25 protein-coding genes and 1 tRNA gene are annotated in these 26,135 nt (G+C 65.9%); 8 read left to right on the top strand and 18 right to left on the bottom strand.

What is annotated here, in order from left to right; translation table 11 throughout:
- Window positions 1-15: 15 nt before the first annotated feature.
- The 5 genes from EWH10_RS05355 to EWH10_RS05335 form a co-directional block, all read right to left on the bottom strand.
- Window positions 16-900 (bottom strand): F0F1 ATP synthase subunit gamma, encoded by an 885-nt coding sequence (locus tag EWH10_RS05355; protein WP_044661762.1) that lies wholly within the window; start codon window positions 898-900, stop codon window positions 16-18.
- 3 nt (window positions 901-903) lie between these two features.
- Entirely contained in the window at window positions 904-1,530 is a 627-nt protein-coding gene (locus EWH10_RS05350; protein ID WP_025551227.1) for a LysE family translocator, read from the bottom strand.
- 122 nt (window positions 1,531-1,652) lie between these two features.
- Window positions 1,653-3,182: a F0F1 ATP synthase subunit alpha gene (gene atpA / locus EWH10_RS05345; protein ID WP_044661763.1), complete on the bottom strand. Its 1,530-nt coding sequence runs from the start codon at window positions 3,180-3,182 to the stop codon at window positions 1,653-1,655.
- A 10-nt stretch (window positions 3,183-3,192) separates the two neighbouring features.
- Window positions 3,193-3,747 carry a F0F1 ATP synthase subunit delta gene (locus EWH10_RS05340; protein WP_044663066.1) on the bottom strand — a complete coding sequence of 185 codons (555 nt, stop codon included), beginning with the start codon at window positions 3,745-3,747 and terminating at the stop codon, window positions 3,193-3,195.
- A gap of 215 nt (window positions 3,748-3,962) precedes the next feature.
- Complete coding sequence (locus EWH10_RS05335; protein WP_025551224.1) at window positions 3,963-5,513, bottom strand: S1C family serine protease; 1,551 nt, start codon at window positions 5,511-5,513, stop codon at window positions 3,963-3,965.
- Window positions 5,514-5,631: 118 nt separating this feature from the next.
- Here EWH10_RS05335 and ada point away from each other — a divergent pair, with 118 nt between their 5' ends.
- Entirely contained in the window at window positions 5,632-6,693 is a 1,062-nt protein-coding gene (gene ada, locus EWH10_RS05330) for a bifunctional DNA-binding transcriptional regulator/O6-methylguanine-DNA methyltransferase Ada (RefSeq protein ID WP_065846499.1), read from the top strand.
- 133 nt (window positions 6,694-6,826) lie between these two features.
- The gene (locus tag EWH10_RS05325; RefSeq protein WP_229742506.1) at window positions 6,827-8,272 is read left to right on the top strand and encodes a tetratricopeptide repeat protein; all 1,446 of its coding nucleotides are present in this window, start codon (window positions 6,827-6,829) and stop codon (window positions 8,270-8,272) included.
- On the opposite strand, the gene EWH10_RS05320 is transcribed toward EWH10_RS05325, so the two are convergent.
- Genes EWH10_RS05320 through EWH10_RS05310 form a run of 3 tightly spaced genes read right to left on the bottom strand, consistent with a single transcriptional unit; the run spans window position 8,241 to window position 11,296 of the window.
- On the bottom strand, window positions 8,241-8,396 hold the full coding sequence (locus tag EWH10_RS05320) for a DUF1289 domain-containing protein (protein WP_229742504.1): 156 nt from the start codon (window positions 8,394-8,396) through the stop codon (window positions 8,241-8,243). The genes EWH10_RS05325 and EWH10_RS05320 overlap by 32 nt on opposite strands.
- A 14-nt stretch (window positions 8,397-8,410) precedes the next feature.
- Window positions 8,411-10,582, bottom strand: a complete 2,172-nt coding sequence (locus EWH10_RS05315; RefSeq protein ID WP_065846501.1) for a primosomal protein N' — start codon at window positions 10,580-10,582, stop codon at window positions 8,411-8,413.
- Window positions 10,583-10,630: 48 nt separating this feature from the next.
- Window positions 10,631-11,296 carry a DUF2490 domain-containing protein gene (locus EWH10_RS05310; RefSeq protein WP_044661766.1) on the bottom strand — a complete coding sequence of 222 codons (666 nt, stop codon included), beginning with the start codon at window positions 11,294-11,296 and terminating at the stop codon, window positions 10,631-10,633.
- A 143-nt stretch (window positions 11,297-11,439) separates the two neighbouring features.
- On the opposite strand from EWH10_RS05310, the gene fsa reads away from it, so the two are divergent.
- From fsa to EWH10_RS05295, 3 genes are all read left to right on the top strand, one after another.
- The gene (fsa, locus tag EWH10_RS05305; protein WP_025550461.1) at window positions 11,440-12,093 is read left to right on the top strand and encodes a fructose-6-phosphate aldolase; all 654 of its coding nucleotides are present in this window, start codon (window positions 11,440-11,442) and stop codon (window positions 12,091-12,093) included.
- 105 nt (window positions 12,094-12,198) lie between these two features.
- The gene (locus tag EWH10_RS05300; protein ID WP_025550459.1) at window positions 12,199-12,543 is read left to right on the top strand and encodes an antibiotic biosynthesis monooxygenase family protein; all 345 of its coding nucleotides are present in this window, start codon (window positions 12,199-12,201) and stop codon (window positions 12,541-12,543) included.
- A 193-nt stretch (window positions 12,544-12,736) separates the two neighbouring features.
- Window positions 12,737-14,758 carry an acyltransferase family protein gene (locus EWH10_RS05295; RefSeq protein ID WP_229742451.1) on the top strand — a complete coding sequence of 674 codons (2,022 nt, stop codon included), beginning with the start codon at window positions 12,737-12,739 and terminating at the stop codon, window positions 14,756-14,758.
- Window positions 14,759-14,770: 12 nt separating this feature from the next.
- Here the strand turns inward: EWH10_RS05295 and EWH10_RS05290 are convergent.
- Window positions 14,771-14,847 (bottom strand) — tRNA-Arg (locus EWH10_RS05290).
- Between the two features lie 86 nt (window positions 14,848-14,933).
- Here EWH10_RS05290 and EWH10_RS05285 point away from each other — a divergent pair.
- On the top strand, window positions 14,934-15,653 hold the full coding sequence (locus tag EWH10_RS05285) for a queuosine precursor transporter (protein WP_025550419.1): 720 nt from the start codon (window positions 14,934-14,936) through the stop codon (window positions 15,651-15,653).
- A gap of 32 nt (window positions 15,654-15,685) precedes the next feature.
- On the opposite strand, the gene truA is transcribed toward EWH10_RS05285, so the two are convergent.
- Together truA and fmt are read right to left on the bottom strand one after the other, a co-directional pair.
- The gene (gene truA / locus EWH10_RS05280) at window positions 15,686-16,432 is read right to left on the bottom strand and encodes a tRNA pseudouridine(38-40) synthase TruA (protein WP_044661767.1); all 747 of its coding nucleotides are present in this window, start codon (window positions 16,430-16,432) and stop codon (window positions 15,686-15,688) included.
- 4 nt (window positions 16,433-16,436) lie between these two features.
- Complete coding sequence (fmt, locus tag EWH10_RS05275) at window positions 16,437-17,345, bottom strand: methionyl-tRNA formyltransferase (RefSeq protein WP_044661768.1); 909 nt, start codon at window positions 17,343-17,345, stop codon at window positions 16,437-16,439.
- A 125-nt stretch (window positions 17,346-17,470) separates the two neighbouring features.
- Between fmt and recR the strand changes: the two genes are divergently transcribed.
- Both recR and def read left to right on the top strand, forming a co-directional pair.
- Entirely contained in the window at window positions 17,471-18,067 is a 597-nt protein-coding gene (recR, locus tag EWH10_RS05270) for a recombination mediator RecR (RefSeq protein WP_044661769.1), read from the top strand.
- A gap of 48 nt (window positions 18,068-18,115) precedes the next feature.
- On the top strand, window positions 18,116-18,646 hold the full coding sequence (gene def / locus EWH10_RS05265) for a peptide deformylase (protein WP_044663069.1): 531 nt from the start codon (window positions 18,116-18,118) through the stop codon (window positions 18,644-18,646).
- Between the two features lie 300 nt (window positions 18,647-18,946).
- Here def and EWH10_RS05260 read toward each other — a convergent pair whose 3' ends face one another.
- From EWH10_RS05260 to cpaB, 7 genes are all read right to left on the bottom strand, one after another.
- Complete coding sequence (locus tag EWH10_RS05260; protein WP_065847693.1) at window positions 18,947-19,378, bottom strand: DUF2147 domain-containing protein; 432 nt, start codon at window positions 19,376-19,378, stop codon at window positions 18,947-18,949.
- A 133-nt stretch (window positions 19,379-19,511) separates the two neighbouring features.
- Window positions 19,512-20,504: a type II secretion system F family protein gene (locus tag EWH10_RS05255; RefSeq protein ID WP_025547806.1), complete on the bottom strand. Its 993-nt coding sequence runs from the start codon at window positions 20,502-20,504 to the stop codon at window positions 19,512-19,514.
- Between the two features lie 13 nt (window positions 20,505-20,517).
- Window positions 20,518-21,516 carry a type II secretion system F family protein gene (locus tag EWH10_RS05250; protein WP_044661771.1) on the bottom strand — a complete coding sequence of 333 codons (999 nt, stop codon included), beginning with the start codon at window positions 21,514-21,516 and terminating at the stop codon, window positions 20,518-20,520.
- A 71-nt stretch (window positions 21,517-21,587) separates the two neighbouring features.
- Entirely contained in the window at window positions 21,588-22,874 is a 1,287-nt protein-coding gene (locus EWH10_RS05245; protein WP_044661772.1) for a pilus assembly protein CpaE, read from the bottom strand.
- A gap of 1 nt (window position 22,875) precedes the next feature.
- Window positions 22,876-23,547, bottom strand: coding sequence for a CpaD family pilus assembly protein (locus EWH10_RS05240; RefSeq protein ID WP_044661773.1), 672 nt, complete (start codon window positions 23,545-23,547; stop codon window positions 22,876-22,878).
- A gap of 17 nt (window positions 23,548-23,564) precedes the next feature.
- Complete coding sequence (locus EWH10_RS05235) at window positions 23,565-25,094, bottom strand: type II and III secretion system protein family protein (protein ID WP_044661774.1); 1,530 nt, start codon at window positions 25,092-25,094, stop codon at window positions 23,565-23,567.
- 1 nt (window position 25,095) lies between these two features.
- On the bottom strand, window positions 25,096-26,115 hold the full coding sequence (cpaB, locus tag EWH10_RS05230) for a Flp pilus assembly protein CpaB (RefSeq protein WP_025547811.1): 1,020 nt from the start codon (window positions 26,113-26,115) through the stop codon (window positions 25,096-25,098).
- Between the last annotated feature and the right edge of the window lie 20 nt (window positions 26,116-26,135).

Raw genomic sequence — 26,135 nt, 5'->3', positions numbered from 1 at the left:
TGTCCTTGCCTGCACTTAAAGGGCTTCGGCGCCCGAGATGATTTCGACGAGTTCGGTGGTGATCGCGGCCTGACGGCTGCGGTTATACTGAATGGTCAGCTTGTTGATGAGGTCGCCGGCGTTGCGGGTCGCATTGTCCATGGCGGTCATCGACGCGCCCTGTTCGGACGCGTTGTTTTCCAGCAGCGCCTTGAAGATCTGCACCGTGACGTTGCGCGGCAGCAGGTCGTCGAGGATCGCTTCCTCGCTCGGCTCATATTCCACCGTCGCGCCGATGGCGTTGCGGTCGGCGTCGGCCGGGATCTTCACCGGAATGATCTGCTGCTCGGTCGGGATCTGGGCGAGCGCCGACTTGAAGCGCGAGAAAAAAAGATGCGCGACGTCGAACTTGCCGTTCAGATACATGTTGGTCAGTTCGCGGGCGATCTCCTCAGCCTGCGCATAGCCCGGTTCCTTGACGCCGGTGGTGTCGAACTGGGCGACGATCATGCCGGGGAAGGTGCGGTTGATGACCGGACGGCCCTTGCGGCCGATCAGGTAGAAGCGGACGGTCTTGCCTTGCTGGATCAGTTCGTCCGCCTTGGCGCGGGCGGCCTTGACGATGTTGGCGTTGAACGCGCCGGCAAGGCCACGGTCCGAATTGGCGACGACCAGCAGATGGACATCGTCCTTGCCGGTTCCTGCCAGCAGCGGGGAGGCGCCTTCGCCCGAACCCCCTGCGATCTTCGAGGCGAGGCTGGCGACGACCGCTTCCAGGCGGCTGGAATAGGGGCGGGCGGCTTCGGCGGCGGCCTGCGCCTTGCGCAGCTTCGCGGCGGCGACCATCTGCTTGGCCTTGGTGATCTTCTGGGTCGACTTGACCGACCCGATGCGCAGCTTCAGTTCCTTGAGGCTAGCCATAGTTCAAACATTCCGAGCAAGGGCCAGACGGCCCGCGAGACCAAAGAAACCGACGCCCATGGCGCCTTCGAACCAGCGCATCGCGCTGCTCTGCCCGACCTTGCGCCCCGCCTTGGTGGCGAGGATCGCGAGAAGGGCGCACCAGAAGAAACCCAGTCCATAGACGATCGCGATCAGCAGCATGCCCTGCCATGGTGCGTCCGGACCGGTGCCGACGAACTGCGGCAGCGCGGCCAGGAAGAAGATCGCGACCTTCGGGTTCAGCACGGTGCTGATGAACCCCTGCGCGAAGGGCGATCCGCCGATCCGCAGCCTGGGCGCTTCCGATGCGGGCGACGGCTTCACCGCGCCGCGCAGCATCGAAAGGCCGAGCCATGCGAGATAGATCGCGCCCGCGATCTTCACCGCCATGAACAGGCCCGGCACGGCGTTCAACACGCTGAGGAAGCCGAAGCCGCAGAGCGCCATGTAGAACAGCCCGCCAAGCTGGATGCCGCCGATCGCCGCCATTCCCGCCCTCAGCCCGCGCCGCGCCGCGTGACCAGCCACCAGCATGGTGTCCGGTCCCGGCAGCAGCACCAGACCGATCGACATCACGGTCCAGGCAAGGAGGGAATGGGCGGTGAGCATTATCGCAGCTTCGTTCTTCCTTTTTTCCGTCATCCCCGTGGGGGGCCATCTCCCTTGCGTTGCGTCTGGGCGCTCGGTCGGGAGATGGGTTCCCGCTTTCGCGGGAATGACGGGGTGGTGGGTTACGCGAAGGTCTTGCCGAACGAGTCCAGCGCGGCCTTCAGCTTCGCCTTGGGCTCGTCGCCCAGATCCTTGCTGTCGCGGATGGCGGCCAGCACCTCGGGATGGTCGTGGCGCAGATAGGCGAGCATCAGCTCTTCATAGCGCGTCACGTCCTTGACCGGGATGCTGTCCAGATAGCCGTTGGTGCCCGCGAAGATCGACGCCGTCTGCTCTTCGAAGGGCAGGGGCGAGAACTGGGCCTGCTTGAGCAGTTCGGTCAGGCGCGCACCACGGTTCAGCAGCTTCTGGGTCGAAGCGTCGAGGTCCGAACCGAACTGGGCGAAGGCCGCCATTTCGCGATACTGGGCCAGCTCCAGCTTGATCGAGCCGGAAACCTTCTTCATCGCCTTGGTCTGCGCGGCGGAACCGACGCGCGACACCGACAGGCCGACGTTGATGGCCGGACGGATGCCCTGATAGAAAAGGTTGGTTTCGAGGAAGATCTGGCCGTCGGTGATCGAGATCACGTTGGTCGGAATATAGGCCGACACGTCGCCTGCCTGCGTTTCGATGATCGGCAGCGCCGTCAGCGAGCCGGCGCCGTTGGCGTCGTTCATCTTGGCCGCGCGCTCCAGCAGGCGGCTGTGCAGGTAGAAGACGTCGCCCGGATAGGCTTCGCGGCCCGGAGGACGGCGCAGCAGCAGCGACATCTGGCGATAGGCGACGGCCTGCTTGGAAAGGTCGTCATAGACGATCACGGCATGCATGCCGTTGTCGCGGAAGAATTCGCCCATGGTGACGCCGGTGTAGGGCGCCAGATACTGGAGCGGAGCGGGTTCCGAAGCGGTCGCGGCGACGACGATCGAATATTCCATCGCGCCATTTTCTTCGAGCTGCTTGACGATCTGCGCGACGGTCGAGCGCTTCTGGCCGACGGCGACGTAGATGCAGTAGAGCTTCTTCGACTCGTCGTCGCCCGCGTTGATGCCCTTCTGGTTGATGAAGGTGTCGATCGCGACGGCGGTCTTGCCGGTCTGGCGGTCGCCGATGATCAGCTCGCGCTGGCCGCGGCCGACGGGGACGAGGGCGTCGATCGCCTTGAGGCCGGTCTGCACGGGTTCGTGCACCGACTTGCGGGGAATGATGCCCGGCGCCTTGACTTCCACGCGCTTGCGTTCGGTGTACTGGATCGGGCCCTTGCCGTCGATCGGGTTGCCGAGGCCGTCGACCACGCGGCCCAGCAGGCCCTTGCCGACGGGCACGTCCACGATGGTGCCGGTGCGCTTGACGGTGTCGCCTTCCTTGATCTCGGCATCCGAGCCAAAGATCACGACGCCGACATTGTCGGCTTCCAGGTTGAGCGCCATGCCCTGCACGCCATTGGCGAACTCGACCATTTCGCCCGCCTGGACGTTGTCGAGGCCATGGACGCGGGCGATGCCGTCACCCACGGTCAGCACGGAACCGACTTCGCTCACCTGCGCTTCGGTGCCGAAATTGGCTATCTGGTCCTTGATGACCTTCGAAATTTCTGCGGCGTTGATATCCATGTTCAGCCTTTCAGCCTTTCATCGCGTGGGCGAGACTATTCAAACGGGTGCGGATGGAGGAATCGATCATCTGGCTGCCGATCTTGACGACCAGCCCGCCCAGGATCGCGGGATCGACCTTGGCATCGAGCGCGACGTCGCGGCCGACGCGGGCGCGCAGGCCCTGTTGCAGGGCGCTGACCTGCCCGGCGTCGAGCGGATGGGCGCTCGTCACTTCAGCGCGAACCTCGCCCTTGTGATTCGACAGCAGCGTCTCATAGGCGCGGATGATCGCGGGCAGCTGGGAAAGGCGGCGGTTCTGGGCCAGCACGCCCAGGAAATTCGTCGTCAGCGGGTCGAGGCTCATGGAGGATGCGACGGCGGCGATCGTCTTACCCGCTGCGTCGCGGCTGAGGACCGGGCTGTTCACCAGGCCCTTGAAATCGGCCGATTCGGCCAGTGCCGCCTTGAGCGCAGCCAAGCTCGCCGCGACGGTGTCGAGCGTCTTGCCGTCGCGGGCCAGATCGAACAGCGCCACCGCATAGCGGCCGCTGAGGCTGGCCTGAATACCGCCGGTCGTCTCCACGCGCTTACCGTCCTCCACTTGATTCTGGCATTTTGAATTGCCGGTCATGCAAAAAGGGGGCGCGGTTCTGTCCGTCCCGGTCCCCTGTTGGGGGGCCGGTTAGCAGTGGGATTGTGACTATGCAAGCCATGGAACACGATTCGACCGTCAGTATGAAATCATCGCGATTTGACTGAGTTTTTATATGGGACGAATCGTTGGGCGCCGCCCCGCTTTTATTTCCCCTCGGGGGTGAGCCGACCCTTTTGGCAATGGTAGACGATCCGTTCATTGGGTTGGGCCGGAAGCAGGGCGGCGAGATCGTTCTGCAGCGTGGCGATTTTCCCCAGCAGGGCAGAATCGCTCCCACAGCCCTTGATCGCGCCGCCGCCAAGGGCGCGGGCCTTTGCCATGGTGTCGATGTCGGGCAGCCAGCGCTGGACCCGAAGCGTGCCCGTTGCCGGATCGAAGCGGCTGACGGTCACGAAATTATGGTCGTCGGGGACGGCCGCGCGCTGCCAGCCGGTGCCGGAGGAGACATATTGGGTGTCGCCGTCGACGCAGCCTCCCTCCGCCCAGTGGAATCCGATGTCATTGGGTTGGGATATGGTGAGCCGGCTGCGATTCACGTCCACCCGGCAGACATTGTCGCCGGCCCAGGCATAGGCGTTGTTGCCCATGACGTTCGCGTCCTGCGGCAGTTCGATGCGTTCTTCGATACTGGAGAAGCTGGGCTTCAGGAAGAACAGTCCGATCGCCGCGAACAGCAGGACGCCGCCGCCCGCCAGCCACCAGGTGGCGCGCCGTTCCCGGCCCTGGCTGTAGAACAGGCCGCCTGCGCCGAGGCCGAGCACCGCCAGCGCCAGCAGCACTGCGGCGCCCGCCATCGCATTTTCCCGGGCGGAAATGACGTCGCGTTCGGCCGTGTCGCGGGCCTTGTCCAGCGCGGCTTCGCGAGCGTCCGCGCGGGCGCGTTCGGATTGCTCGCTCCGCGCTTCCTCCCGCTGGGCGAGGGCGGCTTCGGCGGCGTCCGCCTCCGCCATCGAGCGGCAGGGAACGACGGTGTGCAGCGACGATATGCCGGCCTGCCGCAGGAAGGAGGCGACTTCCCGCCAGGACACGGCGAAGCCGAACTCCGCATCATTGCCGTCGGAGACCGATCCGAAACTGTTGACCCCCAGCACCCGGCCGCAATCGTCGACCAGCGGGCCGCCGCTATTGCCTGCGGCCAGCGGCGCGGTGTGCAGCACCGTATCGAAATTCTGGCTGGCCCTGCCTGAGGACACAGTGCCGCTGGTCTTCACCGTGCCGAGCGGTTCCACCAACTGCTTGAGGCCAAGGCCCTGCGCGCGGTCCACCGTGCCGGGATAGCCGATGGCGGTGACATGCTGCCCGTCGCTCACCGCGCCGGCGTAGAAGGTGCTGACCGGCAGGCTGCCTTCCTCCAACTGGATCAGCGCCAGGTCGTTGCCGGGCGAGAAGGCGATGATCCGGCCGCCATAGGTCTTTGTCCCCTCCGAAGGGATGACGCCGATGACAAGGTCCTTCTCCTCCCGCGTCAGTTCGACCACATGGGCGTTGGTGATGATCTTGTCCGGCGCGACCGCGAAGCCGCTGCCATGGCCCACGAAATAGGCGTCGGAGCCGTTGGTCGCGACCAGCACGACGCGGACAACGCCGCGGGCGGCGGCTGCGATGTCCTGCTGTTCGGCATGCGCGCCGGAGGGCCCGGCAAGAGCCAGGAGCGCGGCCAGAACAGGGGCGAGGCGACGGAATAGTGCGACCATGGTTGGCGGCATTCATATGCGATGGTGGGATTGAGGCAATGCGCAAAAAAGCGTGGAGCCGCTTTTTGAGCGCAAGCGGCGGGAAGGCTGATGCGTCGGGCGCGGCTATCCCTTATTCATGACCGAGATGAGACAGCCCGAAGCCCCGATCCACGCCATGCCGGACGCAGATGCCTGCTGGGACGCCTTTCTGGGGCGCGACCGGAGCTTCGACGGGCGGTTCGTGGGCGCTGTGCTGACCACCGGCATCTATTGCAAGCCGAGCTGCGCGGCGCGGCATCCCCGGCGGGAGAATATGATCTTCCTTGCCGACCCGGAGGCAGCGCGGGCGGCGGGTTTCCGCGCCTGCCTGCGCTGCCGCCCCGACGAGGTCGGGCGCGACCGGCTGGCGGTGGAGGCGGCCATCGCCTTCATCGCTGCCGCCGAGACCCCGCCCTCGCTGGAGGAGGTGGCGGCGCATGCGGGCTATGCGCCGCATCATTTCCACCGGCTGTTCAAGCGCGAAACGGGGATGACGCCGGCCGCCTACGCCCGATCGCTGCGCACCGAACGGCTGAAAAGCGCGCTGGAGGAGGGGAGCAGCGTCACCGGCGCGATCTATGAGGCGGGCTATAATGCGCCCAGTCGCGCCTATGCCGATGCGGAACGGCATCTGGGCATGACGCCCAGCGCCTGGAAGGATGGCGGGCGGGGCGTGGCGATTCGCCATGCGGTGGTGCAGACCGGCCTGGGGCCGGCGCTGGTCGCGGGGACCGAGCGGGGGCTTTGCCGGATCAGCTTCGACGAGGATGAGGCGGATTTGCGCCGGCGCTTCCCCAAGGCGGAGATCCTGCCCGCCGACGAGGGGCTTTCGGCCCTGGCGGCGCAGGTCGTGCGGTTGATCGACGATCCGTCGGCGCCGCCGGATTTGCCGATGGATGTGTGCGGGACGGCGTTTCAGCAGGCGATATGGGCGGCCTTGTGCGCGATCCCGCCGGGTGAGACGCGCACCTATGGCGAAATTGCGGCGGCCATCGGCAGGCCAGGCGCCGTGCGGGCCGCCGGGACGGCTTGCGGCGACAACAATCTGGCCGTGCTGATCCCTTGCCATCGAGTGTTGCGGAGCGATGGGAGCCTGGGCGGATACGCCTATGGCACGCGGCGCAAGCAGGCCCTGCTGGAGCGCGAAAGCCGGGGCTGAAACCACGCTTTTCGCTTTTCTTTCAGCAGGCTGTCGGCCATGAGTGCAGCCGGGGTTCAACGCCGTTGCAGGGGGTGGCGTGACGATTCGGGTGTTGAAGGGGCTGCTGCTCCTGGCGGGTGCGTTGGCGCTCATGCCGGGTACGGCGCAGGCGGCGTGGTTGCAGGCTAACAGCCGGCATTTCACCATCATGAGCGACGGCAGCGAAGCCAGGCTGCATGAATTTGCCGAGAAGCTGGAAAAATTCGACGGCCTGTTGCGCCGCGTGACCGGCGTCGACGATCCGGAGGCGGGTAGCCCGGTCCATGTCTATCTTCTGTCCAACGACGCCAAGGTGAAGGCGCTGGCGCGCAATCCCAATATCGGCGGTTTCTACACGACGTCGGATCGCTTCGCTTATGCCGTCCTGGCGCGGGGCGCGAAGACGAGCGATTATGATGTGGGTGCCGAGGACATATTGTTCCACGAATATACCCATCATTTCATGCTGCATCATTTCCCGGCGGCTTATCCGGCCTGGTATGTGGAGGGCTTCGCGGAATTTTTCTCCGCCGTGAAATTCCCCAAGGACGGGTCGATCCAGTTCGGCCGCATCCCGATGGCGCGGGCGCCCACGCTGGTGCAGGATTCGCCCTATCCGCTGAAGGACCTGTTCGCCCGCGATACGGACGGGCTGGGGCTGCGGGACGGGGATCGCTATTATGGCACGGCCTGGCTGCTCACCCATTATTTCCAGTATAAGGCTGACCGGCGGGCGGAAATCAGCCATTATCTGAAGGATCTGGCGGCCGGCGTGCCGGATATGAAGCTGGATGGCTATTTTGCCGGGGGCGTCGAGGGGCTGGAAAAGGACCTGAAGGCCTATATGCGCCGTCCCTTGTCGGCATCGCGGCTCGATCCCAGCGCAGTGACGGTGGGAGCCATCGCGATCGGCCCGGTCGATCCGGCGCAGGGCGCGCTGATCGAGGATGAATTGCGGCTGATGAACCATCCCCGCACCGAAGATTTGCCCGACATCGTCCGTGCGATCCGCGCCACCGCCGCCAAATTCCCGTCCAGCGCCTATGCGCTGGCGCTGCTGGCGGAGGCGGAGTGGGAGGCGGAGGAGAAGGCGGCGGCGCTGGCCGACGCCGACCGGGCGATCGCGCTCGATCCTGGACTGTCGCGGGCCTATAGCGCGCAGGCGCGGGCATTGCTGGAGCGGGCGCAGGACGATGACAAGGAGGAGGATTGGAAGGCTGCGCTGAAGGCCATCGTCAAGGCGAATCGCGCGGATACGGAAGACCCGGTGCCGCTGGCGCTGTTCTACCGCTATCATGCGATGAAGGGCGGGCTGATGCCGGACATCGGCTATGACGGCCTGGCCAAGGCCTTTCTGCTGCTGCCGCAAAGCCCGGAATATCGGATGAACTATGTGCAGGCCCTCGCATTCCGGGGGGAATATGCCAAGGCATCCCAACTGCTCGACCCGCTGGCCTATTCGCCGCACCCCTCCGGCACGCGGGACGCCGCGCTGGCGCTCAAGAAGCGCTTCGATGCCGAGGCCGCTAGGAAGAAAAGCCCTTCAACCGCTCCATGATCGCGCGGCGCTGGGCCTTGCTCATGCCTGCCCAGCGTCGGATTTCGTCCGTCGTGCGCCCGCAACCGGTGCAGATGCGCCCGTCCTTGTCCAGCTTGCAGATGTTGACGCAGGGGCTTTCCATCGGTGCTCGGGCCATCACATGAAGCTGTACGGGTCGACGTCGACCGCCACCCTTGTGCCTGATTTCCAGCTGAGGTTGCCCAGCCAGTCCCGGATTGCGTCCTGCACGTCGACCTGCCGCGTCGCGTGGATCAGCAGGCGGTGGCGGTGCCGCCCGCGCAGCACGGAAAGCGGGGCCGGGGCGGGGCCGTAGACGCGCATCCCCTCGATCGAGGGCGCGGACTTGCCGATCAGCCGCGCGACCTCGGCGGCTTCGTCTGCATCCTCGCTGGACACGATGATCGCGGCGAAGCGGCCGAAGGGCGGGGCGTTGGCGTGGCGGCGATTCTCCGTCTCCACCTCGTAGAAGCGCTCTGCATCGCCTGCGATCAGGGCCTTGATGACCTCTGCCTCCGGCATGCGGGTCTGGATGAAGACGCGGCCCGGTTTCTGCCCGCGCCCGGCGCGTCCGGCGACCTGGACGATCTGCTGGAAGGTGCGTTCCGACGCGCGCAGGTCGCCGCCTTCGAGGCCCAGATCGGCATCGATCACGCCCACCAGCGTCAGGTTGGGGAAGTGATAGCCCTTGGTGACGAGCTGCGTGCCGATGATGATGTCGACCGCGCCCGCCTCCACCGACTTCACGAATTCCGCGACCTTGGCGGGCGACCAGAGCGTGTCGGAGGTGACGATGGCGGTGCGCGCATTGGGCCAGAGCGCCTTCACCTCGTCCGCGATGCGCTCGACGCCGGGACCGCAGGCGACAAGGCTATCCTCCTCCTTGCATTCCGGGCAGAAGCGCGGCGCGGGGATGACATGGCCGCAATGATGGCAGGCCAGGCGGTGGGTCAGCCGGTGCTCGACCATCCAGGCGGTGCAATTGGGGCATTGGAAGCGATAGCCGCAATGGCGGCAGAGCGTCAGCGGCGCATAGCCCCGCCGGTTGAGGAAGAGCAGGCTCTGCTCGCCCTTTTCCATCGTCTCGTCGATGGCGCGCACCAGCGGCGGCGCGATCCAGCGGCCACGCTCCGGCGGGTCGGTGAGCAGGTTGATGCCCTCTATGTCCGGCATGGCCGCGCCGCCGAAGCGGGAAGGCAGCTTGATTTCCCTGTAGCGGCCAAGCTCGACCTGATGCCGCGTCTCTATGGCGGGGGTGGCGGAGGCGAGGATGACAGGGAATTTCTCGATTAGGCCGCGCATCACCGCCACATCGCGGGCATGATAGTGGACGCCATCCTCCTGCTTGAAGCTCGCCTCATGCGCTTCGTCCACCACGATCAGGCCCAGATTGGGATAGGGCAGGAACAGGGCGGAGCGGGCGCCGACCACCACCGACGCCTCGCCCGCCGCGATCGCCCGCCAGGCGCGCCGCCGCTCGCTCTGGCGCAGGCCGCTGTGCCAGTTGACGGGGACCGTGCCGAAGCGCTTTTCGAAACGCTCAAGAAAGGGCTCGGTCAGCGCGATCTCGGGGAGCAGCACCAGCACCTGCCGTCCCTCGCGGATAGCGGCGGCGATAGCTTCGAAATAGACTTCCGTCTTGCCCGATCCGGTCACGCCGTCGAGCAGGAAGGGGGCGAAGGCCCGTTCCCTGACCGCTTCGATGAACTGGTCGGCGGCCGCGCCTTGCCCATCGGACAGCAGCGGCGGGGCATGATCGGGATTCGGCATGGGGAAGGGGGTGTCGACGCTGACCTCCACCGCTTCGAAGGCGCCCGCCTTGATGAGGCCGCGGATCACCGCGTCGCTGACTCCGCCGATCATCGCCAGCTCGCGGATCAGCCCCTGCCGTTCGCCGATGCGCTCCATCGCCTGGGTGCGCTGTTCGGTCATGCGGTCAGGAAGGTCGCCCGTGGCGCGATATTCGATGACGGTGCGCGCGCCCTCCAGCGCCGCCATGGACGCCAGCGTCATGCGCAGCACGGCGGCGATGGGGGCGAGATAATAGTCCGCCGTCCACTCGATCAGGCGGCGCAGCGTTTCGGGCACCGGGGGCGCGTCGACCGGCCCGACGACGTTGCGCAGACGGTTGTCGCCCACCGTCTCGATTTCGGGAAAGCTGTCCTCGTCCCACACCACGCCGACGATCTGGCGCGGACCCAGCGGCGCGACGACGATGCTGCCGGGCTTGACGTTCATCCCATGCGGCACGCGATAGTCCAGCGGCCCCAGGGCGGCGTTCAGCAGGATGACACGGGCGCGCGAACTCATTGCCCTCTCCCTAATGGCAGGGGCGGTTGAGGCAAGCCCTGGAGCGCGTCAGATTTTCCAGCTCAATGTCAGCCAGGGGATGTGCGCCACCGCATCCGGGCGGCCGTCGCGGAACGTCTGCTGCCGCATATAGAGCAATTGCGCGTCCAGCGCCCTGGCGATCGGATGGCGCAGCCCGATCTGGTTGCGCATCACGGCAAGGCCCGGCCTGTCGCCGGGGCGGGCGCGGTTCAGGTGGAACATCAGCTCGGCCGCCGCGATCAGCGTCCATCGCTTCGCCGCGTCGAGAGGCACCGAGGCCTGCGCCCGCTGCCGCAGCCGCCAGCTTGCCCTGTCGGCGGTATCGAAAAAGCGCTGTTCGATGCGGGTGCGGCTCATCCAGATGCCTTTCGTCAGCGTCACCTGCTGGAACAGCCGCATTTCCTGTTCCGGTTCGGAGCGGAAAAAGGCGAGGCCGCCGCCGATCTGCACCGCCCTGGCGACGCGATGGTCGATCAGGACGCGCACCGTCTGCTGCCCGCCATTGGAGGATGCCTGGCGGAAACGCTGGCTGAGGTCGAGCGAGACGAGGTCCGCATCGCTTGCCTGCACGACCAGCGATTCGGTCGTCCACAGTTGATTTTCCTGGCTGGCGGCGAAGGCGGGCGAGGCGGCCAGGAGGCCGACGGAGATCAGCGCGTCCGATATGTGGCGGGGACGCTGGCGGCGGGGCATGGATCGGTCCTTTGGAAAGGTGCCGCCGTCATAATGTTGCGCCGGGCGGAAGGTAAAGGGGCAGCCTCCGGCAATAATGGCTAATCCGTCATGGAGCCGCTAAAGGAAACGCGATTCGTCCCTTCCTCTGCCGGAGCAGATCCATGAAGTTCTTCGTCGACACCGCCGACACCAATGAAATCCGCGAACTCGCCGCCACCGGCCTGCTGGACGGCGTCACCACCAACCCCTCGCTGATCCACAAGTCGGGCCGCAAGTTCCTGGAAGTGGTGGAGGAAATCTGCGGCATCGTGGAAGGCCCCGTGTCGGCGGAGGTCGTCGCGCTCGACCATGAGACGATGATGAAGGAAGCCGCGGTCTTGCGGAAGATCGCCGGCAATGTCTGCATCAAGGTGCCGCTGACCATCGATGGCCTCAAGACCTGCAAGGCGCTGACCGGGGATGGCGTGATGGTGAACGTCACCCTTTGCTTCTCGGCCAATCAGGCGCTGCTGGCGGCCAAGGCGGGCGCGACCTTCATCTCGCCCTTCGTCGGGCGACATGACGACAATGGCTTCGACGGCATGAAGCTGATCGAGGACATCCGCCTGATCTACGACAATTATTCCTTCGCCACGGAAATCCTGGTCGCAAGCGTGCGTCACCCGATCCATGTGCTGGAAAGCGCGAAGATCGGCGCCGACGTGATGACCGCGCCGCCGTCCGTCATCAAGGCGCTGTTCAACCATGTGCTGACCGAGAAGGGCATTGCCGGCTTCCTGGCGGACTGGGAAAAGACCGGCCAGTCGGTCCTCTGATCCGAGTTGGGGGTTTGAGGAAGGGCGCGCAGGCCGGTCCTGCGCGCCTTTTTTGTCGCAACCTTCGCCGGGGAGCGTCATTCTCCTGCGCAAAGGAGAGGCACGATGTTCGTCGCGGTCTATTGGTGGCGCGTTCACCCCGGCAAGGAGGATCAGTTCCGCAAGGCCTGGCGTCGGGGAACCGACCTGATCCGCGAAAAATATGGCAGCTACGGTTCACGCCTGCATCGTGATGCCGACGGGCGCTTCGTCGGCTATGCCGAATGGCCGGACGAGGCGAGCTGGCGCGCGGCTTTCGATCAGAAGATGGTCTATGACGATCCCGAGACGCGCGCCGCCTTCGTCGACGCCATAGCGGAGGTGCCGCCGGACGCCGATCCCATCTTCACCATGACGGTGACTGACGACCTGCTGTTGCGTTCGGCGGAGGGGCGTGGCGGCGGCGACTGACCGATCGGACTAGGCGCGCCTCCCTTGCGCGTCCCTTCCTTGCGCCTTCCAGCCAGCCCCCTAACACCTTTGACCCCGGCGGCTGTCCCGATGCGCCGATGCGCCGGTCGAGACAGGCTCTATCACCATCAGCGCCTGCCAGATCCCGGAAAAGAGGAGGGAAAGCATCGCCGCCAGCGCATCCTGTCCGGCCTTGCCCGCGCCGACCGCGCTGGAGGCCAGCCCGTCCGTTGCCTATCGGCGCGACATCGATGGGCTGCGCGCATTGGCGGTGCTGCCGGTGCTGTTCTATCATGTCCGCCTCTGGCCCTTTTCCGGAGGTTTCGTTGGCGTCGACATCTTCTTCGTCATCTCCGGCTATCTGATCGCCTCGATCATTGCGCGGGAGCTAGCGGAAGGCCGGTTCAGCCTCACCGATTTCTATGTGCGGCGCATCCGCCGGATATTCCCCGCCCTGTTCGCGACCATCGCCGTCACCATCATCGCCGGCAGCCAGATCCTGCTGCCGCTGGACTATCGCGCGCTTGGCCTGAGCGCCGTGGCGACGGTGCTGTTCGCCAGCAACCTCCATTTCGCGCGGCATAGCGGCTATTTCGGCAGCGCCGCGGAAGAAGCGCCGCTGCTGCACACATGGTCGCTGGCGGTGGAGGAGCAATTCTACATCCTCTTCCCGCTGCTGATGCTGTGTGCCTTTCGGGCGGGCGGGCGGACGCGGCTCCTGCTGGGGGTGGTGGCGCTTCTGTCCTTCGCCACGGCGCTGCTGCTGGTCGACCGTGCGCCGGTGCTGGCCTTCTACCTTCCCTTTCCCCGCGCCTGGGAGTTGCTGGCGGGCGCGTTGCTGGCAACGGATATGTTGCCGCCGCTGCGGAACCGTTGGGCGGCGCAGCTCTGCGCGCTGGCGGGGGTGGCGTCGATCGGCTGGGCGCTGTTCGGCTTTTCCAGCGCGACGGCCTTTCCGGGGCTGAACGCGCTTTACCCGGTGCTGGGGGCGCTACTGATCCTGCATGCGGGGCAGAGCGGGTCGGCGGTCAGCCATCTGCTGGGCGGCGCGGTGCCCGTGGCGGTCGGCCGCATCTCCTATTCGCTCTATCTGTGGCACTGGCCGCTTGTCGTCTTCTGGACCTATCGCACGGACGGCGACTGGCGGTTGCGGGAGCAGTTGCTCATCATCCTGCTCTCGCTCCTCCTCGCCGCTTTCTCCTGGCGCTTCATTGAGGAGCCGTTCCGCCGGGCCCGTCGCTTCACGGCAGGCCGCGCCTTCGCGCTCGCCGGCGCGATGATGGCGACAGGGTGCGGAGCGGGCGCGATGCTCTACCTGTCCGGCGGCCTGCCTGCGCGAGTGGCGCCCTCCGTCGCCGCGCTCGATGCGGCGAGCCGGAGCATGGCCTATCTGCCGGAGCGCTGTTCGGGCATGGCGGCGGTGCGGCACCGGGCGCTGTGCGCGGTGGGCGCGCATAACGGCACGGCACCCAGTTTCCTGCTCTGGGGCGATTCCCACGCCCATGCGCTGAAACCCGCATTCGATCAGGCAGGCGATGCGCTGGGCCTTTCCGGACGGATCGCATCCTACCCCGCCTGCCCCACCCTGCTGGGGCTGGATCGGCTGGACCAGCCCGCCAGCCATGATTGCAGCGCCTTCAACGCGCAGGTGCTGGCGATGCTGCGCGACAGTCCGACGATCCACACGGTCTTCCTGGTGTCCCGCTGGGGTCTGTGCGCCAATGGACGCCGCCCCGAAGGCGGCACGCCCTGCTATCTCGGCCGGGACGGGAATGACGACCGGAGCCTCAAGCGCGACGCCTTGCTGTTTCGCGCCGGGCTGAAGGAAACGGTGCGGACACTGACCGGCATGGGCAAGCGGGTCATATTGGTCGCGCCCATTCCGGAATTCCGCCGCAACGTGCCGGAAAGCCTTGCGCGGGCGGAACTCTACAGCGAACCGGCGCAACTGGACCTGCCGCTGGCGGATTATCTGCGGCGGCAGCGCGACGTGTTCGGCGCCTTCGACGAGATGCGGCGGCGCTTCGCGGCCGGCGTCGTCTATCCGCACCGCCTTCTCTGCGGCACCGGCCATTGCGCGACGATGATGCATGGCGTGCCGCTTTATTCCGACGACGACCATCTGTCGCGGCAGGGCAGCCTGCTGCTGAGCGGCATGGTCCATGAAGCGATGCGGCCGATCCGGGAACGGGCCGGCCGCCCCGAAAAGCGCTGAACTGGCGAAAAATGGCGACCCCGACAGGATTCGAACCTGTGACCATTCGCTTAGAAGGCGAATGCTCTATCCAGCTGAGCTACGGGGCCGTCGGCGCGTTCGATAGCGGGGCTTTGACCGGCTTGCAATCATGGGCGGCATTGCATTTGCGCGCCGGCCCGATATGCAGGGGCGCATGAGCGATGCGGGGGTAAGGAAAATCGACGCCTATGCGCTGGGTGCGCGCCCATTGCGCTATTTCGATTTCTGCATGGCCGGTTTCGTCGCGATCCTGCTGCTGTCCAACCTGATCGGCGCGGCGAAGCTGTCGACGCTGGGCGGCTTCACCTTTGGCGCGGGCATCCTCTTCTTTCCTTTGGGCTATGTGCTGGGCGACGTGCTGACGGAAGTCTATGGCTATGCGCGGGCGCGGCGATGCGTCTGGGCGGGCTTTGGCGCGATGCTGTTCATGGCGCTGATGAGCTGGGTGGTGGTGAAGCTGCCTCCGGCGGAGGGATGGCCGGACCAGAAGGCCTATGAGGCCGTGTTCGGCAGCACGTGGCGCATCGTCTTCGCCTCCGTCACCGCCTTCTGGGCGGGGGAGTTCGCCAACAGCTTCGTCCTCGCCAAGATGAAGCTGCTGACGCAGGGCAGGCATTTGTGGATGCGGACCATCGGATCGACGGTCGTCGGGCAGGGGGTGGACAGCCTGCTTTTCTATCCGCTCGCCTTTTATGGAGACTGGACCAACGCGCAGGTGGCGACGGTGATGGTCACCAACTGGCTGATGAAGGTGACGTGGGAAGCGGTGCTGACGCCCGTGACCTATGTGGTGGTCAATCGCCTCAAGCGCGCGGAGGGGCTGGACGTCTTCGACGAGGGCACGAATTTCACGCCGTTCCGGGCAAGCCTCTAGGACATGGTGTTCCCGCCTGCGCAGGAGCATGATTACTCGCCCGGGTAACGCGCCCGCACGAAATAGAGTCCGTCGGGCGGCGCGTTCAATCCCAGGGCCGCCCGGTCCTTCGCGTCCCGCGCCGCCTCCAGATCGCCTATCGACCAGCGCCCCATGCCCACCATGGCAAGGCATCCCACCATCGACCGCACCTGATGGTGCAGGAAGGACCGCGCCTCCGCATGGATGGCGAGGCGGTCGCCCGCACGCTCCACATCCAGCCGGTCCAGCGTCTTCACCGGACTTTCCGCCTGGCAGTGGACCGAGCGGAAGGTCGTGAAGTCGTGCCGACCGACCAGCAGTTGCGCGGCCTGCTGCATCGCGCCCGCATCCAGCGGCTGGATCACCCGCCAGACCAGCCCATTTTCCCAGGTCAGCGGCGCGCGGCGGTTGGCGATGCGATAGACATAGGAGCGGCCGGTGCAGGAGAAGCGCGCATGCCAGTCGTCCGCCACGGCCTCGCAGGCAAGGATCGCGACCGGCGCCGGCCGGAGAAGCGCGTTCAGCGCCTCCATCAGGCGGAAGGACGCGATGTCCTTCGCAATGTCGGCATGGGCGCGCATGCCAAGGCCGTGGACGCCCGCATCGGTCCGCCCCGCCGCATGGACCGCGACCTGTTCGCCCGTGACGGCGAAGATGGCGTCCTCCATCGCCTGCTGCACGCTCGGCCCATGGGCCTGCCGCTGCCAGCCCATGAAGGGGCGGCCATCGAATTCGACGGTGAAGGCGAAACGGGTCATGGGGTCAGGCGTCGATCCGGCTGCCGGCGGGCATGTCATAGCCGCGCAGCAATTCGCCCGCCGACATCGCGCCCTTGCCCGCGCGCTGGATCAGCGTCGGGCGGATGCTGCCATGGCCGCAGCCGATCAGCAGGCTGTTGTCGAGCAACTCGCCCGCCGGGCCGTCATTCTCCTCGACATGGGCGGCGAGGATGCGGAACCGTTCGCCGCGATATTCGAAGAAGGCGCCCGGCATGGGGTTGAAGGCGCGCACCTGCCGTTCGACCTGATGCGCGTCGCGGCTGAAATCGATCCGCGATTCCGCCTTTTCGATCTTGGAGGCGTAGGTGACGCCTTCCTCCGGCTGGGCGACAGGCGGGTGGAGGGAGAGGTCGTCCAGCACCTCCACCATCAGTTCCGCGCCGGCTTCGGCCAGTTCCTGCGTCAGCGCGCCGGCGGTCTTGTCCTCTATGGGCGTCACATGCTTGGCGCGCATCGGGCCGGTGTCCAGCCCTGCCTCCATGTCCATGATGGTGACCCCCGTGACATTGTCGCCAGCGAGGATGGCGCGCTGAATCGGCGCAGCGCCGCGCCAGCGAGGCAGGAGGGAGGCGTGGATGTTCATGCAGCCCATGCGCGGCGCCTCCAGGATCGGGCGCGGCAGGATCAGGCCATAGGCGGCGACCACCGCCACATCGGCGTTCAGCGCGGCGAAGGCGGCCTGCACCCCGGCATCCTTCAGCGAAACCGGCGTGCGCGCCTCTATGCCCATTTCCAGCGCCCTCGCATGGACGGGGGACGGACGGAGCGCCTTGCCGCGTCCGGCCGGGCGGGGCGGCTGGCTGTAGGCGGCGACGATGTCATGCCCGGCCTTTGCCAATGCCGCCAGGGCCGGCACGGCGAAATCCGGGGTTCCCATATAAACGATGCGCATGGCGGGCCTTTTGTTGGGTTTCGGCGCCGGCCGGCGCCGCCTCTGAAATGCGCTGGGGGGCGTATTTCCGAAGACGCCTCTCAAACCCCTTGTGCCCACGACTTGCAAGCCCTTATTCCGGTTCCATGGCTTCTCCCGAGATCGAAGCGCTGACGCAGGCGCTGTCCCGCCTGCCCGGCCTTGGCCCGCGTTCGGCGCGGCGTGCCGTGCTGCACCTGCTCAAGAAGCGGGAATCCGCGCTGGAGCCGCTGCTGCGCGCCCTGGATGCGGTGAACGAACGGCTGGTGACATGCAGCCTGTGCGGCAATGTCGATACCGTCGATCCCTGCGGCATCTGCGCCGATCCGCGCCGGGATGCGCGGGCGCTTTGCGTCGTGGAGGATGTTGCGGACCTGTGGGCGCTCGATAAGTCGCGACTGTTCCCGGGGCGATTCCATGTGCTGGGCGGTCGGCTGTCTGCGCTGGAAGGCGTGCGTCCGGAGGACCTGTCCATCGATGCGCTGGTCGCGCGGGTGGAGGCCGGCGGCATAGACGAGGTGGTGTTGGCGATGAACGCGACGCTGGAGGGACAGACCACCGCCCATTATCTGGCCGAACGGCTGGAGCGTTTTCCCGTGCGCCTGACGCAACTGGCGCATGGCGTGCCGGTGGGCGGGGAACTGGACTATCTGGACGAGGGGACATTGGCCCAGGCGCTGAGGGCGCGGCGCCCCGTCGGGTGAATGTGGCGGTCGCTTGAAATTTTCCGGCCGTCCGATTATTTTGGTTCCATGGCCATTCTTCCTATCCTGGAGGCGCCCGATCCGCGCCTGCGTACCATCTCGTCTCCGGTGGAGGCGATCGATGACGAATTGCAGCGTCTGATCGACGACATGTTCGAAACCATGTACGACGCGCCGGGCATCGGCCTGGCCGCGATCCAGGTGGGCGTACCCAAGCGGGTGCTGGTGATCGACCTGCAGGAACCCGAATCCGATGAGGAGGGCGCGCCGCCGGTCAGGAAGCCGATGGTGTTCATCAATCCGGAAATCCTGGAAGGATCGGAGGACCTGTCGGTCTATAATGAGGGCTGCCTGTCCGTCCCCGACCAGTTTGCGGAAGTGGAGCGGCCGGCGAGCATCCGCGCGAGCTGGATGGACAGGGACGGACGCATCCATGAGGAGCGGCTGGAAGGGTTGCTGGCCACCTGCCTCCAGCATGAGATGGATCATCTGCAGGGCGTGCTGTTCATCGACCATCTGTCGCGGTTGAAGCGGGACATGCTGATGAAGAAGCTGACCAAGGCGCGCAAGGCGGCCTGATCCCAGCGGCAGAGCTAGAGCGTCTTCCAAGCAGATGGAATCATCTGCTGACTCGGAAAACGCGACAAAACAAAAACTGAGAGCAGTCGAGCCGATGCAATCGGATCGGAATCTGCTCTAAAACGAAATGCCCCGGCCTTGGCCGGGGCATTTCGTTTTTGGGCGGGAGGCGGAGGGTGAGCGCGAGCGTAGCGAGTTTCCGGCCTGGCCGTTGGGAATCTCCGCAGATGTCGCGCTGGCTCACCCCCTCCCGCCCGCGGAGGGGGAATGGCTGGCTTCATCCAAAAAGAGGTCAGCCGATCAGCGCATGGGCGTCCATGTCTGGGTCTTGCAAAACATCATGATGCAACCCTGCACCTTCAACGTGCCGTCGCCGTTTCGGCTGACCTTGCTGTTATAGGTCTTGCCGCTTTCCGGATCGTAGATCGACCCTTTCCACAGATCGCCCGCGTCGGCAAAGCCGGTGAGCAGCGCCAGACCGGTCAGCGGCTTGCCGCGCTGGGCCGGATCGGGGTTCTTGATGTCGGTCTGGGGGCGGCCGGGGGTGGGTTTCACGATCTTTTCTATCCGCCCGCAGAGCGTCTTGCCGCAGGGGGCGATCTGGACGATGGCCTTGCCGTCGACCGTGGCCCAGCGGCCTGTGATGGGCTGGGCGGCCTGCGCGGGCAGGGCGGCGAACAGGGGCAGGATGGGCAGCGCGGCGCGGGCGGCGATGCGGGTGATGGCGACCATGGACCTCTCCGGTTTTGCGTCTTTGCAAAAGGGGATAGGGCAGGATCGGCCGCTTCGCCAAGGCGGAAAATCAGCGGCTTTCGCGGGCGTTCGAAGGGACGCTACGGCAACGCGCCTGCGCCCCTTCAAAATTTTAGAAGGCCTGGCTGATCGAGCAGGCGGCCGGACCCAGGATGACGACGAACAGGGTCGGCAGGATGAAGAGAATCAGCGGCACGGTCATGATCGCGGGCAGGCGCGCGGCCTTTTCCTCGGCACGCATCATGCGTTCGTGGCGGAATTCGGCGGACAGCACGCGCAGGGCCGAAGCCAGCGGCGTGCCGTATTTTTCCGTCTGGATCATGGTCGTGACCACGCCCTTGATCGCGTCCAGCTTGACGCGGGTGGCCAGGTTCTCGAAGGCCATGCGCCGCTCTGTAAGGAAGCTGAGTTCGATGGCGGTCAGGTGGAATTCATCGCCCAGTTCCGGATAGGCCTTGCCCAGTTCACGGGCGACGCGGCTGAAGGCGGCGTCGACGGTCAATCCAGCCTCGGCGCAGATCACCAGCAGGTCCAGCGCGTCCGGCAGCCCCTTGCGGATCGCGGCGGAACGCTTCTGGATCTTGTTGTCGATGAAGATGTCGGGCGCCTTGTAGGACAGCAGCAACGCGCCGGCGAACGCCATGAAGCGCTTCGCGCCGCCCCATTCGGGGAAGATGCCCACAGCATAGAGCAGCAGCGCCGCCATGCCGCCGATGACGATCGGCAGGATCATGCGGCCGAAGATCACCGCGACCGCCCAGTCCTTCGACCGGATGCCGGCCTGGGCCAGCTTGATCTGCGCTTCCTTGAGCTGATCGTCCTGCAGCACCTTCAGGCTGGAGAGGAGCGACCGCATCTGGTCGGTCGTCTGGTTCTTCTTCACCAGCTTGGCGCGGCGGCGCGCGGTGGAGGCGGTGATGCCGGCCTTCAGCTGTTCGCGCCGTTCGTTGAGCGCCTTGACGCGCTTTGCCATCGGATCGCGCACGGTCATGACCGCATAAAGCGCGAACAGCGTCGCCAGTGTCGCCAGGGCGGCGAGCAGCGTGCCGAAATCAGTGGCGGTCAGGCCGAAGAGGGTGCCGGCGGGGACGGGTGTGCTTTCCATCTTGTCGGCTTCCTCAGATTTCGAAGTTGATCATCTGCGCCATGATGAAGGCGCCGATCGCCATCCAGCACATGCCGCCGATGCCGACCACCTGCATGGTCGAAAGGCCGAATATCCCGGCTGGGTCGGGCGTGAAGAAGGGGGACATGTAATCGTAGTTGATGTAGCAGATCAGGCCGAATACCGTGAAAGGCAGCACGCCGATAATATAGGCCGACGCCTTGGATTCCGAGGACATCGCCCGGATCTTGAGCTTCATCTGCGCGCGCTGGCGCAGCACGTTGGCGAGGTTGGACAGGGTTTCCGCCAGATTGCCGCCGGTTTCGCGCTGGATCGCCAGGCTGATGACGAAGAATTGGAACTCGGGCGTGCCCAGCCGGTCGGCGGTCTCCTGCAACGCCTGATCCATGGTCTTGCCGATCTTGATGCGTTCGGTGATCAGCTTGAATTCCTCGCCCACCGGTCCCGGCACTTCGCTCGACACGACGTTCAGCGTCTCGGCAATGGGAAGGCCCGAGCGCAGGCCCCGGGTCAGCAGTTCCAATGCGTCTGGAAACTTGGCGTTGAATTTCAGCACGCGGCCCTTGATGAGCCGGCTGATCCACATATGCGGCAGGCCAAGCCCCGCCGCGAGGCCCAGCATCACGGCGAACAGCGGCGGGAATCCGCGCAGCATCAGCACGGCGGACAGCAGCAGGAAGATCACGGCGCAGGCGGTCATATACTGGCTGACGGTCCATTTCTTGCCGGTCATGCGGATACGCTTGGCGAGGTTTTCCGGATTGGGCACCAGGGACACCAGCATCGACGATTCATTGCCGGCCGGGCGGTTCGAGATCGCCTTGCGCATGCGCGCTTCCAATATGACGTCGGTGGAATCGCTGTGCCGGCCGCGGATCAGTTCCATGCGGCGCTTCTGCGCCTTTTCGGGCGACGGGCCGCCAAAGGCCATGACGATCAGGCCCAGCATGGTTGCGAGCAGCACCGCCATCAGGATGATATTGCCGTTCATGTGCCTGCCCGTTTCTTATCCGGTTCCATCAAAGCGGCCATGCCGCCCCCAGGCGGCACGGCCCATCCTGTTCAGGCCGAAGCCTTGCCCTTGCGGCGCGAAGGGATCATGCTCTTGAGATCGCTGATCTTCCCCAGCAGGGAATCGCCCTTCTTCGACGAGGTCGCGCGGCCTTCATCGGCTTCCGCCTCCTCCGCCGCGCCCAATACCGCATCCAGCAGGGTGTTGCAGGCGGCCCCGACCTTGCTGCCCTTGGCCGTCTCCGCCAGCGTCTTGCCCAGCTTGGCGGCCTGCGAGGCGACCTTGAGGTCGAAGGGGATCAGCACGTCCACCTTGCGCTCGATCGACTGTTCGAAATCCTTGCGGCTGATTTCCGGCGCGCCGGGGTGGACGCGGTTGGCGACCACCAGCACGCGCGACTGCGGGGCGTTGGTCTTGAGCCAGGACAGGATGCGGATCGAATCCCGCGCCGCCGCCAGCGTCAGTTCCGTGACCACGACGGTGACGTTCACGTCGCTCATCAGATGCGGATGCTGGATCAGCATGGCGCGCGGCAGGTCGATGACGCTGCATTCGAAAGCCGCGCGGAACTCCTCCAGCAACTGGTAGAAGGCGCCGCCGTCGGTCAGCAGGGGCTGGCTGATCGGCGCTTCGGCCGACAGGATCGCCAGCGTGTCGCTCGCGCGCACCATCGCGCGTTCGATGAACAGACCGTCGATGCGGCTGGGATTTTCGATGGCGTCGGTCAGGCCGCGCCCCGGCTCCAGGTCCATCGCCAGCGCGTTGGTGCCGAAATGGACGTCCAGGTCGAGAAGGGCGGTCGGGCGCTGCCTCTTGTCGCTGAGCAGCCAGGCGAGCGAGGTTGCCAAGCTGGACGCGCCCACGCCGCCGCGCGTGCCGATGACCGCCGTGGTCATGTGCGGCCGTTCCGGCCCCGCATCGCGTGGCGCGAAGAATACGGCCTGCGCCTGCGCCAGCGCGTCGCGCAACTGGTCCGCGCCGAAGGGCTTCAGCAGATAGTCCTGGATGCCGCTGGCCAGCAGGTCGCGATATAGGCGCACGTCATTGACTTGGCCTGCCGCGATGACGACCGTGCCGGGTTCGCACACTTCGGCAAGGCTGTTGATGTCGTTCAGCGGATCGCCGCTTTCCGACATGTCGATGAACAGGATCTGCGGCGAAGCGGTGATCGACAGGGACTGCACGGCGTTGCGCATGCCGCCCTTGTTCACCTTTTCCGGCGCCCAGCCCATTTCCGCCGCGACGACGCGCAGCAGGTCAAAACTGTGATCGTCGCAGACGAAGGCATGGAAGGGGTCACGCTGGCCGGATGCGCCGGGTTTCCAGGGTGCGTTCATGTCAATTGCCTCCCGACAGGGTCTTGAGGTCGCCGGAACCGGTCGGCGCCTTTTCGCGATAGGTCGAAATCGCGCGGTTGGACGTGGCGGTGCGCAGGTCGCTGTCGGTGGTCTGGCCGCGCACCAGATCCTCCGGATTGGCGATCATCGCGGCCAGATTGCCGTTCACGCCGCAGCCGAAATTGGTCGATGCGCCCAGTTGCTGGTCGGTTTCCGGCTTGTCCGACCAGTCGGGGCAGCCGGGCACGCGGGCGGTGGCGCGGCGCACGATCAGGCGCACGGCGCCCTGCGGCGCGGTGCCGGCGACGGCGGTGCCGTCTTCGCCCACCAGCATGCCGTGCCGCGCCACCACATCGGCTATGCCTTCGCGCAGGGCAGGGCTGTAATAGCCCGCATCCGTCGCCACGGCGACCTGATCGCCATAGCCAAGGCCGATGGAAACGAACCAGTCGTCCAGCCGGCGCGCCTCCGATGCGGTGAGGCCGCCATCGGGGGCCGCCTGCACATCATAGGTGAAGGCGGTGTGGCTGACGACCGGCTGATGGACCGACTGCACGCCGCGATTGGCGGCCTGGTCGGTCTGGCAGCCGGCGAGCGGCAGGGCCATCAGCGCGAGCGCGCCAAGGCGGACAAGGCCGGGGAGGACGGGGGTCTTGCGAGACTGGAAAGTCATGTCTTTCGTCCTTCGGATCAGAAGCTGAAGCCGGGCGCGGCGTCCTTCGAACGCTTGCCGGTGTCACGAGAGGCAACCGGCGGCAGAGCGGCGGAGCTTTGCGGACCCGGCGCGGGCGCCGGAGCGCCCGGCGCGCGGCTCGGCATGGGGGAGCGGGCCCCGCTGACGCCGTCGTGCATCTGCTGCAGGAAGAGTCCCTGACCTTCATTGGCGTTGCGGAACCCGTCCGTCGGCAGGCGCACGTCCGAAGCATTCATCGGCTTCACCAGATAGGGGGTGACGAGAATAACGAGTTCCGTCTCGTTGCGCTGGAAGCTGCGCGACTTGAAGAGGCTCCCCAAGATCGGCAGATTGCCCAGGCCGGGAACCTTGTTGATATTGTTAGCCGTTTCGCTGCTCAAAAGCCCCGCGATCATGAAGGCCTGACCTGAACCCAGTTCCACCGTCGTTTCGGCGGTGCGGCTCTTGAGGGCCGGAACGCTGGAATCAACGGAGAAGTCCAAGCTCGACACGGTTGGGCGGACACGCAGCGAAATGCGGCCATCAGCAAGTACGGTTGGTGTAAAGGCCAACTGCACGCCATATTGCTTGAACTCGATGCTGTTACCCTGCGTGCCATTGCTGATTGTGTAGGGATATTCGCCGCCTGCCAGGAAGCTGGCGGTTTCACCCGAGAGCGAGGTCAGGTTGGGTTGGGCCAAGGTGGTGGCAAGACCACTCGATTCCGCAAGGTCCAGAGCGGCACCGATGTCCATGCCCAGGATACGGGCGACGCCGCCGAGCGTGTAGCTGCCATCGTAGAGGTTGTTGAACGTCCCGCCGCCATCGGCATTGAAGGTCAGCGGATTACGGATGCCGCCGCCAATATTGCCGACGACCTTGCCCAGTCCAGGATCGCGGGAGGCAAGGCTGATGCCGATCTTATGGCCAACATCCTTGCTGACTTCGGCAATCTTGACCTGCAGGTTGACTTGAAGCGGCGTCGCGGTGCGCAGGCGGCTGACCACGGTCACTTCCTTGCCGACGAAGGCCTGGGTCAGCCTTTCGGCCTCCGCCGCGTCTTCCGGCGCGGCGATGGTGCCGGTCAGCAGGACCATGCCGTTCATCTTGTTGACGGCGATGTCCGCGTTCGGCATCGCCAGCTTCAGCATGTCGTCGATGCTGGTCAGGTTGTTGCCGACCCGCACCGTCCCGGAAAACAGCACCTTGCCGTTCGTCGCCGTCGCGAAGACGGTGGTTTCGCCCGCCTTCTTCGCGATCAGGTAAAGCTGGTTCTGCGAACGGACATGAACGTCGACCACATCCGGATCGCCGATCACCACGTCCGACATCTTGGCCGGCAGGTTGATGACCTTGCTGCCGCCCACGGAGAGCAGGATCGCATTGTCCTGCATGGAGGCGGGCGCGGCGTTGAGCGCGGTGGTCGGCGCGGCAGCGGCTGCAACCGCCAGGCCGAGCGCGATGGCGGGGCCGAGCAGCGGCTTGGCCGCAAGAGCCGAGAGGGTGTGCGGCCTGGCCGCACGGGTGTGAACAGTGAACCCCTTCATCTTACTTCCCCCCGACCGGAACGACGGTCACGCTGGTTCCGCGGGCGACGCGGATCACCGGCCCCTGGCCGACAATGCCTCCGCCGACCGGCGCGCCGATGACGGGAGCGCCGCCAGCAGCCATGGCCTGCAAAGGCTTGGCGGGGACGCTGCTGCGCTGATAGCGCGAGACGTCGGCGCCTGTGGAATAGGTGCTGCCCTTGTCGACCGGGCGAGCGGCGATGCTGGCCAGCAGCTTCTTTTCCGCATTGGGATTGCTGCCGTCCGGCAGGTCGACGTCGCTGCCGGCAATGGCCGCGTCCAGTTCGGAACTGTTGTCCGCGAGCGAGCGCAGCGAGAGCGAGAGCGAGCCGATGGTCTGGGCCACCGCGATCTTCTCCGCAATCTTCGGCGTCACTTCGATGGTGACGTTGGAATAGGTCTGAACCACCGGCTTGCCGTCGGCGCCCAGCGCGTCCATGCGCTGGTCGGTGGCGAGCACGCGCAGATTGCGCAGGATGGTTTCGGAGACCTTGAGCGGTTCGCCTTCGCCGCCGCCGCTGACGCTCTGCGTCAGCATCAGGTCGACGCGGTCGCCCGGAAAGACGAAGCCTGCCACTGAATTCTGCGCCGACACCGGCACGGTCACGGCGCGCATGCCCGGCCCGAGGGCCGCGGCCAGGAAACCGCGATCGCCCGGCTTGATCACCGACCCCAGGGTCATCGGCTGGCCGGCGGAAATGGCGGTGCGGATGACGCTGCCCACCAGCTTCTGCGGATCGGCCTGGCCCTTGATATAATAGGCCTGCTCGACCAGATCCTTGGGCCAGGGCTGGAAGCGGAAGCTCTCCGCATCCAGGATGGTGCCCACCGGCAGGGCCTTGGTCGCGACCAGCACATGGGGCTGGTCAGCCTCGACCGGCATGGACGAGGCGCCCGCTTGCGGTGCGCTCGACGAACTCAGCATGTTGCGTGCAAGCAGGGCTGTAGTGACCGCTATGATCAGCGCCCCCACCAGCAGCACGATCTTCTTGGCATCCATGATGAAATTCGCCTCCCTCA

The organism is Sphingobium fuliginis (assembly GCF_004152845.1).
GTDB classification, from domain to species: Bacteria; Pseudomonadota; Alphaproteobacteria; order Sphingomonadales; family Sphingomonadaceae; genus Sphingobium; species Sphingobium fuliginis.
The sequence above is the reverse complement of the archived record's forward strand: the minus strand, read 5'-3'. Positions and strand labels throughout refer to the sequence as shown.